The organism is Marinitoga aeolica (assembly GCF_029910535.1).
GTDB lineage: Bacteria > Thermotogota > Thermotogae > Petrotogales > Petrotogaceae > Marinitoga > Marinitoga aeolica.
The window spans coordinates 119,617-135,557 of the sequence record NZ_CP069362.1 but is presented as its reverse complement, the minus strand read 5'-3'; the positions used below and the strand labels follow the sequence as shown (position 1 = coordinate 135,557).

Genomic DNA, 15,941 nt, shown 5'->3' with positions numbered 1-15,941 from the left:
GAATCTCCTTTCTTTTTATTAGATTATAACAAAAAAGTGCAACGTTATAAAACGTTGCACTTAAAATTATTTTATAAGATTATTTTTTATTAGCTTTAGCTGCTATGTTTAAAGACCAACCTAAACCACCAAATAAAACAACACCGGCAAAAATCATAAAAAATATAGCACTTCCTGTCATATTTCTGCCCCCTTACTCTTCTTCTAAAGTAATTTCTGTAACCTGGACACTATACTTCTCGTCTTTAGATGGCATTTTAGCAAATATAATTGCCAAAATAGGTACCAATATAAATACGATAAATCCTGTTGCCAATGCCCATGCTGGATAGCCACCATATGGATTTTTGATTTCATCAAATATATTAAGTCCTAAAATTATGATCAATACAATAGGAATAACAAATTTTAGTGAAAGATCAAACCATCCGCCAATTTTTATTTCTGATACTGAATTTATGTATTTTCTTAATCTATCTGCACCAAATATCCATCCGATTACAATTGATTCAAGAATACCAACAACTAATAATGCATATGTCCCCATAAAATGATCTATTATATCTAACCAGTATAAACCACCCTGTGTAGCAAATAATAAACCAAAAATAAATCCTAATATTGAAAATCCAATTAAGAAAGATTTTTTGTTAACTTTAAATTTGTCACCAGCAGCAGCTTCGATTGCTTCTACTAATGAAAAAGCAGAATCAATACCAAGTGTCAGCAACATAATGAAAAATGCCAAGCCTATAATTGATTGTACAATAGGACCACCTGGAATTAATGATATTGCTTGTGGATAAACAACAAATGCTAATCCTACACCACCACTAACAACTTCATTTACCTGAACGTTCATTTGTTGAGCCATATATCCTAATACTGAGAAAACAGCTATACCGGCTAAGAAAGATGTAGCAGAATTTCCTAATGCAGTGATGATTGCATTATTAGCGACATCATTTTTTTTGCTATTATAACTTCCATATGCAATCATGATACCGAAAGCAACACTTAATGAAAAGAAAATCTGACCAAATGCATTAGCCCAAACTCTTGCATCAGCTAATTTAGCAAAATTTGGTTGGAATAAATAATTTAAACCTGTTGCAGCACCTGGTAATGTTATTCCTCTAATACCCAATAATAGCAATAAAACTACAGGCAATGGTACAGTCCACATAACAGTTTTTCCAACAGATTCTGTACCTTTTCTTAAAATCATATATATCCATAACCATGAGATTAATAATCCAATAACAATAGGCCATCTTAATCCGCCTAATTGTCCAGGCCCATCAGTTAATTTTAAGAAATCTCCAAAGAAAAATCCCTTAGGATCATTTTTCCAAGCAACACCTAATGAATGATATAAGTAATTGAAGATCCAAGCCATAATTACATTATAATAAAATGTAATAATAGAACCTGTAATAACAGCCCACCAACCAATAAATTCAGCATTTTTAGAAACTTTTCCTAATGCTTTTGGAGCACTTGATTGGAATCCTTGACCAATAGCAAATTCGGCCATTAAGATGGGAATACCCGCAATGAATAATGCTACAAAATAAGGAATGTAGAAAGCTCCTCCACCGTTTTGATATGCCATATAAGGGAAACGCCATGCGTTACCTAATCCAGCAGCTGAACCTATAGCTGCTAAAACAAAAGCCCACCTTGAACCCCACTTTTGCCTTGCCACGAATATCACTCCTCTCATGTTAAAATTTTATAAAAAATATTTCTCTATTATAATATATATTACTTTTGACATCATTATATGACAAATAGTGTGAAAAATATTTCATACACGTTAATCAAATTATATAATACCATAAAATGACTCTAAAGTCAATACTTTTTATTTTAAGTGAAAAAAATCATATATTTAATATTAATAATAATAGTAAAAAAATTTTACTTCGCAGAATATGAATTTTCGTGCCATAAAATTAACGGCAACCTTAAAGTGGTTGCCGTTTTTTAAATGTATTTTTCAACTCCATTTGAATTTTTAACTTTGAAATATTCTATTTCTATTGAATATTTTTTATTATATTCATATTTTAAATTGTCTATAACTTTTTCGAATTCATCGTCTTTAGATAAAACCAATACTGAACCTCCAAATCCTCCACCAACAATACGTGCTCCAGTAACCTTATTTTTTAAATTATCAATTATATAATCTATTTCTTCACATGAAACTTCATATAAATTTTTTAAACTTTCGTGTGATTCAAATAAATATTCTCCAATTAATTCAATATTATCATTTTTTAAGGCTTCAATCGTTTTTAAAACTCTATTGTTTTCATCTAAAACATGTTTTGCTCTTTTATAACTGATTCCTTCTAATTTTTCTAAATCATCATAAGTTATTTCTCTAAAAGAATTTTTTCCTAATGCTTTTAATGCTTCATCACATTGTTTTTTTCTAATATTATACTCAGAATTTCCTAATTCATGTTTAACGCCAGAATTTATAATATAGAAATTGTAATCTTTCAAGTTTAATGGAATTAATTCATGTTTTTTTGTAAAAGTGTCAATGAATAAAGCATGATTTTCTTTAGATAAAGCGCTTGCATATTGATCCATAATTCCACAATTTAAACCTATAAATTTATTTTCTGCATTCCATCCAATTAATGCTAATTCTTCTAAAGATAAATTTAAATTTAAAATATCATTTAATGCATAAGCAGAAACAACTTCCAAAGCAGCTGAACTAGAAAGTCCAGCTCCTATTGGAAGATTAGAATGTATATTAAATGAAAAGGGAGGTATTTTACCAACTTTTTTTTCTAATTCTAATATAACACCTATTATATAATCAGCCCAAGTATTTGTTTTTTGTAAATTATTTAAAGAAATTTTTTCATTGGAATTTTTTGAAGAAAAAGTGAATTTATCAGAATTTTTTATATCTAAATAGATATGTTTATCAATTGCAAATGGCAAAACATACCCATCATTGTAATCTGTATGTTCTCCTATTATGTTTATACGACCGGGAGCTCTATATTTCATCAAGTTTCACCTCAACATCCCTTAATTGTTTAGCAGCTTGTTCAGGTTCGATAGGGTTAATAAATGCCCAAGTTCCACTTTCAACACTTGCTACCCATTTAATTAAATTTGGGCCCCTCATTGGAGAAATAAACTCCACATGAAAATGGAAGAAATGAGTAGTCTTATTGATATTAAAAGGTTTTTGGAAAAACATCATCATATATGGAAATGGCATATTAAACAAACCATTATATTTATTTGTTATTACTCTTAACACTTCAGCAAATTCTTTTTTCTCTTTATTTGATAATTCATATATTGTTTCTACATGTCTTTTAGGGTATACATGCACCTCATATGGATATCTAGCATAAAACGGAACTAAAGCAATAATATTTTCTGTTTCATATACAATTCTTTCATTTTGTTCTTTTTCTTCCTTTACAATATCACATATTGCACAAGAGTTTTTTTCACTATACCATTTTTCCAATGATTCTATTTTTAGTTGAATTCTAGGAGGCAAAAATGGAAATGCATATAATTGACCATGAGGATGAGGTAAAGTTGCACCAACTTCTTTGCCTTTATTTTCAAAAATAAATACATATTTTATAAATTCATATGAAGATAATTCTTTAGTTCTATCAGCCCACATATTAATTAATTTTTCTATTTGATATATAGGCATATAAGATAACTCTGAATTATGTTTTTCAGTATATACCACAACTTCACAAATTCCTTGAGATTTATCTTTAATTAATACATTGCTATTATTTTCAACATTTGGAGCATCCTTTTTTAAAGCGGGAAATCTATTTTCAAAACTTACCAAATCATATTCTCCAGGTAGTTCTAATACTCCTGGACAAATAGGACAACTATCTTTGGGTAAATTAGGTCTTTTTTGCCTGGAGGAAGAAATCATAACCCATTCTCCAGTAATAGGATTAAATCGTCTTTCAAGCATTGTTATCCCTCTCCTCATAATAGTGAAATAATCTATTATCTTCTTCTCTTAATACAGTATTTTTATTTAATTGTGGATAGTCCTCATCATATTCTAATTTAAAATTGATTTTTTCTAAGTCAACATGCATTTTTACATTACCAATATTAGTATTAAAAGCTTCAATTTCAAATGAATAATTATCATTCATTAGTCCTTTAACATGAGGTATTCCGCCTCTTAATTTTAATGAATTAAAATATACATCTTTTTTAATAGTTTTTGATAAATCATCACTTTGTAGAATCATATTATTTAATAAGCCAGATACATAGGAATACATTTCAATAATTTTATCGTTTAATTCAGTATCTTCAGTTCTTAAAATCAAACAATCTGGATCATTCCACCACCATTTTCCATTCATGAAATATCTAGTAATAACGTTTCTTAATGCATAATAAGCATTTGGATAAACAAAATCAAGATCGTTTGGCTTATAAAATGGGGCAGTGTCAGCACTAATTCTCATCCCATCAACATATCCTATTGATGGTAAAATAGGAGCGCCACATCCCAATATAAAATCTTCACCAATGGCTTCTCTGATTATTTTCATTCCAATATTATATGCTTCAATAGGAGTAACCTCTACATATCTTTTTCCTGGAATTGCACCAGCAAATAAGAAGTCTGTTTTAAAATAATGAATTCCATTATTTCTCATATTTAAAAAAATATTTTTTAAATGTTCTTGTGCTTCAGGATGAGTAGTGTCTAATGCGTATATGTTTTTTCTCCAATTTATATAAGCAACCTTAGGTTCTCCATTTTCATCTTTTACTAACCAATCCTTATGTTTTAAAAACACTTCAGAAATTTCTGATACACTAAAAGGAGCTAACCATAATCCCGGAATATAGCCATATTCTTTAATTTTATTAGCAATTATATCAAAACCTGGAAATGAATCTTTAGGAATCCAATCACCAATATCTTTTTGCCATGAATCATCTAATTGAAATACTTCATAATTATATTCTTTTGATAATTCTAAATTTTTTAAAGTATCTTGCCAAGTTAGTTCTTCATAGTAATGATACCAAGAAGACCAACCAACAGGGTTCCATTTTGAAAATTTTGGATTATTTTCGAATTTAACGTAATCAGCATAAATTTCTAATAATTTTTCCATTTCATTATTTTCTAAAATTATTAATGGTTCTATATCAATATACTCATCAGCATTTTTCTCGAAATATTCTAAGCATGCAATAATTTTATTATCTTTAACTTCAAAAAAAGGATGAGCAATTTTTGAAGTTAAAAATCCATATACTTTATTTTTTTTAGCAATAAAATAGTCTGAAATAATATTATTTTCTAAATACTCTGGCATAGGATGAGCACTATATTTAGCAGTTTTTTTCCAATCATCAGGAATATTATATTTATAATTCAAAACCTTTATTTTTTTTGTCGGACTCCAACTTTGCCAATTGTTAATAAACAAATCTTCATCGGCAAAATCATCAAAAATATCTATTTTACCTAATTTCCCTTTCACTTTTCCTCTAATAATATATCCTTCAGGTATTTTTTCTATTTTTAATTTAATGCTATAATTATCTTTATTAAATTCCAAATATTCACCATCAAAATAATTATTTAATATATTCATATAGTACCTCCTAAGTATTTCTAATTATTAACTCAACACCTAATTTTTCCTTTATTCTATTTTTATCGCCTTTTATTTTTTTATATAATCTATGAAATGCGTCATATCCAAGTTTTTCTTTATTAATTCTTATTGTAGTTAAGTTAAGTACGTTTGCAAACGCAATGTCATCGAAACCTACTACATTAACTTTATCTGGGATTTTTATATTATTCTCATATAATGCTTTTATTGCTCCAAATGCGAAAATGTCATTATAACAAAATAATCCATCAAAGAAAATATTTTTTTCTATTAATTCTTTAATTTTTAAATAAGCATTTTCTAATCCTTCTTCTAATTCATATACAGTAAAGTCTTTTATATTGTATTCATCTAACGCTTTTTTAAAACCCAAATACCTTTCTTTAGCTACAGATTTATAGCTAAATCCGTTTAGCATAATAAACTTTTTTCTTCCATTTTCTATTAAATATTTTCCAGCTAAATAACCACCATAATAATCATCTGAATATATTTCATCAATATCAATATTTTCAAAGTTTACTCCTACCACAACAAAAGGGATATTTATTTTTATTAATTCTTTAATATCTTCAGATTTTTCTTGTGTAGGAGTAATAATTAATCCGTCAACTCTTTTTTCCAATAATAACTTAATAGCCTTTCTTTCTAAATCATATTTTTTTTCGGTGTTCATTAAGATAATATTATAGTTTTTTTCTCTAGAACCTTTTTCTATACCCTTTAAAACCTCTGCAAAGAAAGGGTTTGAACTATCTTCAAATATTACACCAATAGTTTTTGTTTTTCTATTTCTTAAAGAACTAGCGGTTACATTTTTTACATATCCCATTTCTTTAGCTATTTCTAAAACTTTTCTTTTTGTTTTAATATTAATGTCTGGTTTATCATTTAATGCTCTAGATACTGTGTTGATTGAAACACCAGCAGCAGCTGCAATATCTTTTATTGTTACATAATTTTTTTTCATATAATCATCCCTTTTTTATAATTTCAAATGCCTCCATTTCAATCTTTTTGTTATTAATGTATATTGTGTTTTTTGAGCTTTTGGCATTTAAAATTATTATACCATCATTTGTATTTGTAATTAAAATATCTTGTCCTAAAACTTTAGGAGATAATGCTAAAGAAAGAACATGAGAAAAATCAAGATAATTTAAAACCGTACCAATATATGTGTTATTTCCTTTTTTAGTAATAATAGGATTGTTTTTAAAAGCTGTATTATTTAACACAGAAATTATTTCAGCATCTTTTACAACTATTTTATCCGCCCAAAATTCTCCATTTAATATATTATTGTTATATAGAATTTCAACATTTTTTTCTCCAGAAAAATCATCAATTTTTATTCCAAATTCATTAAATAAATCAATATACTTTTCTTTGTTAATCCAATTTCTTTCATCTTTAATTCCACTCATAGCTGTCATTATAATTTTTCCATTATAATTTATTAAAGAATTTAAAAATTCATTGTCTATATTCATTGCATATGGCACAACTACTAATTCATAATCATCTATTTTATCTTCGCCATATACAAAATCAACATTATATCCAAACATCTTAATTGCTTTATATATTTCAACAATAGCATTCCAATAATTGAATGTTGTGTTTAAATGATTAATTCTGTGAATCCAGGCATTTTCATATGAAAAATATATTGCTACTTCTTTTTTGGGAATTATATGATCAGGAGTTTCTTTTTTAGATTTTTTATAATATATCAGTCTTTCTGTTGGATTTCCTGAGTATTCTACTAAAGCTCCATGATATTGTTCTGCGCCATATGGTAGTTCTCTAAATCTAAAAACTATACTTCCATCAGCTCCATGTAAATAGGATTGTTTAGTCCAAAATTCAATATATTCAGGAGCATATTGGTCGTTTATTGTTCTCCAATTTACTCTACCGGGTTGTTGTTCCATTACAAAATATGGTATTTTTTTCAATGATCTCATTAAATCATGGTTTGCACTTTGATGATAAAAATCATATTCTTTTGTAGGAATATAATTATCCCAAGATACAATATCTAAATCTTTTGCATATTTAAAGTAGTCAATATCAAAGAAATCTACCATTAAATTATGAGTTATAGGTTTTTCTGAATGCTTTCTAATAATTTCTTTGTGCATTTTTGAGTATTTAATTACATTATCAGAAGAAAATTTATGAAAATCTAACATTTGATGTGGGTTTTTAAATGTTGGAGTGTTTTTAGGAATTGTTATTTCATCCCAATCATAATATAATTGACTCCAGAACGCACCACCCCAATTATAATTTAAATTTTCTAAAGTATTATATTTTTCTTTTAACCAATTAATAAATGATTTTCTAGTTTCCTCATTATAGCAATAAGTTGTTTCATGACATCCAAATTCATTATCGATTTGCCACATATCGGCATATTGATGATATCTTTCAACAAACTTTTCTGTTATTCTAAGAGAATGAAAAATAAAATGTTCATTATCAACACAGTAATGCCTTCTGCTTCCAAATTCTCTGACATGACCATTTTCATCAACTGGAAGTATATCAGGATATTTTTTTATTAACCAAGCAGGTGGTGTTGGAGTAGGTGTTCCTAAAATTAATTTAAATCCTTCCTTTTTTAACATAGGTATAGCTTTATCAAAAAGATCGAAATTGAATTCTCCCTCTTTTGGTTCTAAAAAAGCCCAAGAAAACTCTCCTATTCTTAACCATTCAATCTCAAATTCTTTCATTATTTTAATATGTTTTTCCCAATCAGCTTCAGGCCAATGTTCGGGATAATAATCAGCACCATATATTTTCATATTATTGCCTCCCTAACCTTTTACACTTCCCATAGTTAAACCTTGAATAAAGTATTTTTGGAACATTAAGAATACAATTATAGGAACAATTGCAGCTAATATTGATGCAGCAGCAATAACATTCCAACTAGTTACCCATTGCCCTTGTAATGTAGTTAAACCAAGAGTTATAGGTTTTTTAGTATCACTTTGAATTAATATTAAAGCCCATAAATAGTCATTCCAAATCCATGTGAATTCTAAAATTCCTAAAGCAGCAATTGCTGGTTTAATTAATGGAAGCATAATACTGTAGTATATTTTAAAATCATTTGCACCATCAATTTTTGCTGCTTCAAATATACTTTTTGGAATAGTTACCATGAAATTTCTTAAAAAGAAAGTACAAAAACCCAACTGAAATGCTATATGGAATAGTATTAATCCTGGATATGTATCATATAATCCAGTATTTACAGAAAATTTATATACTGGAATTAATAGCATTTGAAAAGGTATAAGCATACCAGCTACAAAAGTAATTAATATAGGTTTTCTTAATTTGAAGTCATACCAACTTAAAGCATATGCTCCCAAGCTTGATAAAAATAATGCGCCAAGGGTAGAAACAGCAGCAATTAAAAATGTATTTAAATAGTATGTATATATGTGAGCATTTTTCCAAGCAGTAATATATCCTTCTAAAGACCATTTTTTTGGTAGCCTAAACCAATTAGCTCCGAAAGAAATTTCATCCATAGTTTTAAAAGAAGTCAATACGGCTATCACAAAAGGGATAAGCCATATTATTACAATTATTGTTGATAATATGTAAAATAAATATTTTTTATATATTGCAGTTTTTGTCATAAATTGTCCTCCTTTTTAAAGGAATTAATCAAGTACCAAATGATAAATCCTAATGTGATAAAGAATTGTATAACAGCAATAGAAGCACCATATCCCATATTATAATTATTAAATGATTCTATATACATATAATTTGCCATAACACTTGAAGAATAGAATGGTCCTCCTCTTGTAATAACAAACACAATATCAAAAGCTCTTAACGAGTCAATTATATTCACAGTTATAGCTATTACCATAGCGGGTCTTAAAGCTGGTAATATAACATACCAAAATCTTTGCCAACTATTTGCACCATCCACGTAAGCAGCTTCGACTTGCTCAGTAGGTACACTTTGAAGTCCAGCCAAAAATAATACCATTGCATATGAAATTTGTCTCCATAATGCGGCAAAAATTAATGCATATGTTACTAAATTAGGATCACTTAACCAAGGCTTGGCTAAATTGCCTAATCCTATTCCTCTTAAAAATTCATTTATAACTCCATGATTAGGTTCAAGTATCCAGGTCCAGATTTCTCCAATAACTACAAAAGATAATGTCATTGGTAAATACATCATAGTTTTAAAGAATTTATTTCCTTTAAACTTTTGATCCATAAGCATAGCAATTCCTAATCCTATAGGGATTGCAACTATTACAAAGCCAACCATCCATTTTATATTATTTAATAAGGAAGTTAAAAAATAATAATCATAAAAGAGCATTTTATAATTTTCTAAACCGATAAAATTATATGAAGGAGAAACGCTATCCCAATCGGTAAAACTTATAATAACTGTTTGAAAAATTGGAATAATTACCCATATTAAATACATAGTTAATGGTAATGCAAGAAAAGCATAAGGGATCCACCATTTTTTCTTCATAATAAAACCACCTTTAACTAATTTTTTTAAAAAAGGAGGGGAAACCCCTCCTTAAAATCATTTAAAAATTTTTCTTCTTTGAAATTCCATTTGTTTTAAAAGAATATCTAATCTTTGTGGGAATGTCATAAATTCAACGAATTTATTCATACCAAATGTTGCCATTTCTGGATCTGTATCTCTGTCATAGAATTGAGCAACGCCATCTGAAGCTAATACTAAATCTAAACCTTTTTGAGCATGTGCATCTGGAGGAGTTACATATTTATTAGCTGCTAATCTTCCTAATTCTTTTGAATACATATCTTGTACTTCTTTTGAAGCTAAGAATTTAATAAATACTTTTGCTCCTTCCGGATTTTTTGCCTTTGCAGGAACCATAAATCCGTCAATAGGAGTTTCTTCATAAACGCCAACATTACCATCAATTATTGGGAATCTAAAGAAATCTAATTTATCTTTAACTTCTGCAGGAGCAACGTCTTTAATGAATTGACCCATTAAGTACATTCCTGCTTCTCCTCTAAATAAGAAACTTGCAGCATCTTGCCATGTGTATGATGAATGATTAGCTAAGAAATAACCATTATCTACTAATTGTTTCCAATATTCAAATACTTTCTTTACTCTTGCATCAGTATAAGGTATTTTACCTGCTGTTAAATCCATATGGAACTTATAACCATTAACTCTCATATCTAAGTAATCAAACCAACCACCAGTTGGCCATAAGTATTTTGTACCAATAGTAATTGGTGTAACACCATTTTCTTTTAATACTTCACAAACATGTAAGAATTGTGACCATGTAACTGGAGGAGTTAAACTATATTTTTTAAATACTTCTGTGTTATAATATACACTCCACCAGTACCAAGTAAATGGTAAGAAATAAATTTTTCCATCATATTCAGATGCGCTTTTGAATGAAGCTGGGAAATATGCTTCAAATGGCTTATCAGAAAATATATCATCTAATGGTAATAATAATCCTTTTTCTGCAAAGTATCTCATTCTTTCGCCAGCGAACCATGTAACTACATCAGGAGCTTCTTTTGAGTTTAACCATGTTCTTAATAATGTTTTGAAGTCTTCGTGTGGGAATGTGTTTACTACTACTTCATAATCTGGGTATTTTTCTTGAAACATATCAACAACATGTTTAAATGCTTCTCTTGGAGCAGGATCTGATGCGTTACTGTTTATAACTATTTTAGTTTTAGCAAAAGCACTAAAAGCCAAAATAACAACTAATAATACTAATAATCCCCTCTTCATAATTACACCTCCATAAATTTTTGGGTATCGTAAAGGTTACCGATAACGTTACCGATAATATTAAAACATATTTAACATAAATATCAAAATATAATAATAATTAATTATTTGGTATTATAAGCGATTAATAATATTTAAGTAATAAAATCGAAAAAATTTGAATAATTTAATAAAAAACACCTTCAAAAATGAAGGTGTTGTAATTATCCTTTAACTGATCCAGCAAGAAGACCTCTAATGAAATATTTACCTAAAGCAACATATACAATTAATGTTGGTAATGCTGCAATTAATGCTCCTGCCATTTGTATATTCCATTCAACAACTTGACTTCCAGCAAGATTTACAAGAGCTACTGTTATAGGTTGTTTTGCTGGATTATTAGTAACAGTAACTGCAAATAAAAATTCATTCCAAATATTCGTGAATTGCCAAATTGCAACAACAACAAAACCAGGAATTGAAATAGGAAGAAGTACTTTTGTATAAATATTGTATAGATTAGCGCCATCAATTGATGCAGCTTCGATTAATTCATCAGGAATTTCTTCATAATAATTTTTGAACATTAATGTTGTTATTGGAATTCCATATATTACGTGAATTATAATTAATGCCGGAATAGTTCCATATAATCCAATTTTTTGAAAAAATTGGATTAATGGGAATAATACACTTTGATATGGTATGAACATACCAAATAAGATTAATGCAAATACTAAATTTGAATATTTGAATCTTAATTTTGATAATGCAAACCCATTTATAGAGCCTAAAATTGCAGAAATAATAGTTGCTGGTATTGTTAAATAAAAACTGTTTTTCATATTTGGAGCTAACTTTTTATATGCGCCTAAAAAACCCTCTAAAGAAAAATGTTTTGGGAAATTCCACATATTTGCTATTGAAATTTCACTTAAAGGTTTAAAACTAGTAATAAGAGTTACATAAAAAGGAGTGATAAAAAATAATGATATTATTATTAAAATAATATAATATATAATAACTTTAGTTTTTGTCATGAACTCACTCCCTTTCTAAGGGAAGAATATAGATATGGAATAATTATTACTGCAACCATTAACAGCATAATAACTGATATTGCAGAACCTAATGCGTATCTGTTAGATCTAAAGGTTAATTCAAACATATAAATAGCTGGGACATCAGTAACATTATTTGGACCACTTCCAGTCATAGCATATATTAAATCAAATATTTTTAATGAAACGTGTCCAAGAACTATCATTGTACTTAAAGTAATAGGTTTTAATAATGGCATTTTTATTTTCCAAAAAATATATCTTTCATTAGCTCCATCAACCCTAGCTGCTTCTAGAATTTCGTTTGGGATGGCTTTTAAACCAGCTAAATACATAGCCATAATATATCCTGACATTTGCCAAATAGCAGCAATGATGACAGGAATTAGTGCTAAATTAAAATGGCCAATACTTTCCGAGCTTGTATACCATAACCATTGTAATTTTTCTAACCCTATATTTTTAAATAATAAATTTATACCTTGTGGATCTTTAGGAATATTTCCTGGAGCAAATATCCAACTCCATACAGTTCCAGTTACTACAAATGCAATTGCCATTGGAAATAAAAATAAACTTTGAAAAAACCTAGAACCTTTTAGTCCCTTATCAATTATATTTGCTAAAAATAATCCTAATCCAATGGATCCTGCTATGAAAAATAATGTAAAAAATAATGTATTCCATAAGTCGGTTTGAAATCTCTGATCTAGAAATATTCTTTGATAATTTCTAAATCCTACGAAATTATATATACCTCTTAATAATTTGCTAAAACTATTCCAATCTGAAAATGAGGTTCTAATAGTCCAAAAAATAAAATAATATACAAAAATACCAATTAAAATTAATGATGGTAGAATTATGAAAAATCCTATTTTAGACTTTCTTCTTTGAACACTCATTCAATCACCACCTTATTTAAATACCCGGTTCAAAGAACCGGGTATCAATTACTCTGTTAAGTATCCTTGATCTTCAGCAGCCCACATTATATCTCTTAAAGTATTTGAAATATTTTTCTTTACTATAAATCTATTAAGTGCATCATTTAATGTAGTTACAAATCCTTCAGGTGCAGCAGAACCATGTATAATAGAAGGAACTACTGCTACAGTAGCAAAATCATTCATTGACCAGGTTAAATATACATCATATCTGCTTTTATCTGCGTCAATTCTTGCTGGAATAGAACCTTTTATAGGGTTGAAAATATCTTGAGCTTCTTTTGTTGCTATAAATTTTAACCATTTTAAAGCATTATCTCTATGTGGAGCGCCTTTTGGCAATCCAAATGTATCTGAAATGAACATGAATGCATTATCAGTGCCAGGTACTGCAAACCATCCAAAATCCACACCTGGTTTCCACCCTAATGTTTTAAAGTAACCTTCTTCCCAATCTCCCATTACATTAAATAATGCTTTACCTTCAAAAACTAGTCTACCAGCATCTTGCCATGTTAAAGCAGAATGATCTCTATTAAAGTAAGGAATCAGTCTTTCTAATAATACTAATGACATTTCTAATTCAGGTGAATCAAAAGATGTTTTTCCATTAAATAAACCTTTATAACCTTCAGGACCAAATACTGAAAGCATAATATTTTCAAATAAATGTGTTAATGTCCATTTATTTTTATCACCTAATGCAAGTGGTATATATCCAGCTTCTTGAGCTTTCTTCATTGCGGCAAAAAATTCAGCCCAGGTAGTTGGTTCTTTTGTTAATCCTAATTCTCTAAATATTTTTTTATTATAGAATACAACATTTCCTCTATGAACATTTACAGGGATTGAATAAACTTCTCCTTGATAACTAACAATTTCCATAACATCTTTAGGGAATTTATCATATACACCCCATTCTCTTAAATAATTTGTTAATGGTTCCATTAAACCAGGAATTACATATGTATCTGTTAATTCCATACCAGCATGGACTTGGAATGAATCTGGAGGATTTCCACCTAGCATCCTTGTTTTCAATACAGCTTTAGCATTAGTTCCTGCACCACCAGCTACAGCTGCATTTATTATGTTGATATTAGGGTAATATTGATTAAACTTAGCAAATAATGCCAACAATCCCTCTTCTTCTCCACCACCAGTCCACCAACTAAAAATTTCTAAATCATTTGATGCTGCAAAAACACTTGAAATGACTAATAAAATAGTAATTAATCCTAATGTCAATTTTTTCATACTATTCCCCCCTTTTTAAAAATTTCGGTAACGTTCATTTTAATTAAAGCACACTTTACAATTTGAATAAAGTATAAATATCGCTGATTATCATTAACGAGGAATAATTATATTAAATTAATAACAAATATATAATATTTTTATAAAATATTACAATTAAAATATATGATAAAATATAATGGGGGTGATAAAATGAAAAAAATTAAATTAGGTATTGTTGGAACCGGAATAGCGGCTAGGGATTTACATTTGCCTGGATTATTGGAATTAGAAAATAAGTTTGAAATTGTTGCACTTTTTAATAGAACAAAAGAAAAAGCAATAAGATTTTCTAATTATTTGAATAATAATCCAAAAATTTATGATTCATATGATGAATTGTTAGATAATGTAGAGGCTGTTGATTTAGCATTACCTGTACAATTAAATTATGAATTTATTGAAAAAGCATTAAAAAAAGGTGTAAATGTTATTTGCGAAAAACCTATATCAGTAAATGTAGAAGAGGGTAAAAAAATTGTAGAATTATCAAGAAGATATAAAAATGTTGTTTATATTGCTGAAAACTATAGACATTTTTCTGCTTATGATAAAATAAAAGAATTAACCTCAAAAATAGGTGAAGTTTATTATTTACAATGGAATTTATGGATTTATATGTCAAAAGATAATAAATATGCCAATACCCCATGGAGACAAAACCCAGAGCACATTGGAGGATTTATATCTGATGCAGGAGTTCACCATGTAGCAAGTATGAAGAAAATATTTGGAGATATAAAATGGGTATATGGTTCAGTAAAAAATATAACAGATTATCTTGGAGGTCCTGATTTATTATCTTCTACCTTTGAATTTGAAAATGGAATACTTGGCAATTATAATGTTTCATATGCCTTGGATGGGAAAAATGTATTAATGATAAAAGGAGAATTAGGAGATATAATATTTGAAGATGATATAATTAAAGTTGTAAAATATAAAGATAAAGTTATAGAATATTATGACGATTATAAGACTCATGATGAAAATTCATACAAAAAGGAATTTGAAGATTTTTATGAAGTCATAAATGGTAAGGAAAATAATTTAGGTAATACAGAAGAAGCATTAAAAGATTTAGCTTTTATTGAAGCTGCAATAAAGTCAAATGGGGAAAAACGAATATATATAGATGATTTAATAAGATAAAGGGCATTTG

General features: G+C 28.2%; 14 protein-coding genes. 1 reads left to right on the top strand and 13 read right to left on the bottom strand.

From position 1 onward, the window contains the following. Nucleotides 1–79 precede the first annotated feature (79 nt). From JRV97_RS00685 to JRV97_RS00625, 13 genes are all read right to left on the bottom strand, one after another. The gene (locus JRV97_RS00685) at nt 80–181 is read right to left on the bottom strand and encodes a MetS family NSS transporter small subunit (RefSeq protein WP_280999269.1); all 102 of its coding nucleotides are present in this window, start codon (nt 179–181) and stop codon (nt 80–82) included. 12 nt (nt 182–193) lie between these two features. Continuing rightward, a complete protein-coding gene (locus JRV97_RS00680) occupies nt 194–1,708 on the bottom strand; it encodes a sodium-dependent transporter (protein ID WP_280999267.1) in 1,515 nt (504 codons plus the stop codon). A 281-nt stretch (nt 1,709–1,989) separates the two neighbouring features. Then, complete coding sequence (locus tag JRV97_RS00675) at nt 1,990–3,039, bottom strand: galactokinase (RefSeq protein ID WP_280999264.1); 1,050 nt, start codon at nt 3,037–3,039, stop codon at nt 1,990–1,992. Then, entirely contained in the window at nt 3,029–3,994 is a 966-nt protein-coding gene (galT, locus tag JRV97_RS00670; protein WP_280999262.1) for a galactose-1-phosphate uridylyltransferase, read from the bottom strand. The genes JRV97_RS00675 and galT overlap by 11 nt, the downstream gene beginning before the upstream one ends. Beyond that, on the bottom strand, nt 3,987–5,654 hold the full coding sequence (locus JRV97_RS00665; RefSeq protein ID WP_280999260.1) for a glycoside hydrolase family 36 protein: 1,668 nt from the start codon (nt 5,652–5,654) through the stop codon (nt 3,987–3,989). The genes galT and JRV97_RS00665 overlap by 8 nt, the downstream gene beginning before the upstream one ends. A 10-nt stretch (nt 5,655–5,664) precedes the next feature. Next, nucleotides 5,665–6,648, bottom strand: a complete 984-nt coding sequence (locus JRV97_RS00660; RefSeq protein ID WP_280999258.1) for a LacI family DNA-binding transcriptional regulator — start codon at nt 6,646–6,648, stop codon at nt 5,665–5,667. A 4-nt stretch (nt 6,649–6,652) separates the two neighbouring features. Further along, entirely contained in the window at nt 6,653–8,494 is a 1,842-nt protein-coding gene (locus JRV97_RS00655; RefSeq protein ID WP_280999256.1) for a beta-galactosidase, read from the bottom strand. 12 nt (nt 8,495–8,506) lie between these two features. Further along, nucleotides 8,507–9,343, bottom strand: coding sequence for a carbohydrate ABC transporter permease (locus JRV97_RS00650; RefSeq protein ID WP_280999254.1), 837 nt, complete (start codon nt 9,341–9,343; stop codon nt 8,507–8,509). Next, nucleotides 9,340–10,215 (bottom strand): carbohydrate ABC transporter permease, encoded by an 876-nt coding sequence (locus JRV97_RS00645; RefSeq protein WP_280999252.1) that lies wholly within the window; start codon nt 10,213–10,215, stop codon nt 9,340–9,342. The genes JRV97_RS00650 and JRV97_RS00645 overlap by 4 nt, the downstream gene beginning before the upstream one ends. A 57-nt stretch (nt 10,216–10,272) precedes the next feature. Then, the gene (locus tag JRV97_RS00640) at nt 10,273–11,493 is read right to left on the bottom strand and encodes an ABC transporter substrate-binding protein (RefSeq protein ID WP_280999250.1); all 1,221 of its coding nucleotides are present in this window, start codon (nt 11,491–11,493) and stop codon (nt 10,273–10,275) included. Nucleotides 11,494–11,696: 203 nt separating this feature from the next. Beyond that, on the bottom strand, nt 11,697–12,515 hold the full coding sequence (locus JRV97_RS00635) for a carbohydrate ABC transporter permease (protein ID WP_280999248.1): 819 nt from the start codon (nt 12,513–12,515) through the stop codon (nt 11,697–11,699). Next, nucleotides 12,512–13,441, bottom strand: a complete 930-nt coding sequence (locus tag JRV97_RS00630; protein ID WP_280999246.1) for a carbohydrate ABC transporter permease — start codon at nt 13,439–13,441, stop codon at nt 12,512–12,514. The genes JRV97_RS00635 and JRV97_RS00630 overlap by 4 nt, the downstream gene beginning before the upstream one ends. A 48-nt stretch (nt 13,442–13,489) precedes the next feature. Continuing rightward, the gene (locus JRV97_RS00625; RefSeq protein WP_280999243.1) at nt 13,490–14,740 is read right to left on the bottom strand and encodes an ABC transporter substrate-binding protein; all 1,251 of its coding nucleotides are present in this window, start codon (nt 14,738–14,740) and stop codon (nt 13,490–13,492) included. Between the two features lie 192 nt (nt 14,741–14,932). Between JRV97_RS00625 and JRV97_RS00620 the strand changes: the two genes are divergently transcribed. Beyond that, nucleotides 14,933–15,931: a Gfo/Idh/MocA family protein gene (locus JRV97_RS00620; protein WP_280999241.1), complete on the top strand. Its 999-nt coding sequence runs from the start codon at nt 14,933–14,935 to the stop codon at nt 15,929–15,931. The last annotated feature ends 10 nt before the right edge of the window (nt 15,932–15,941 follow it).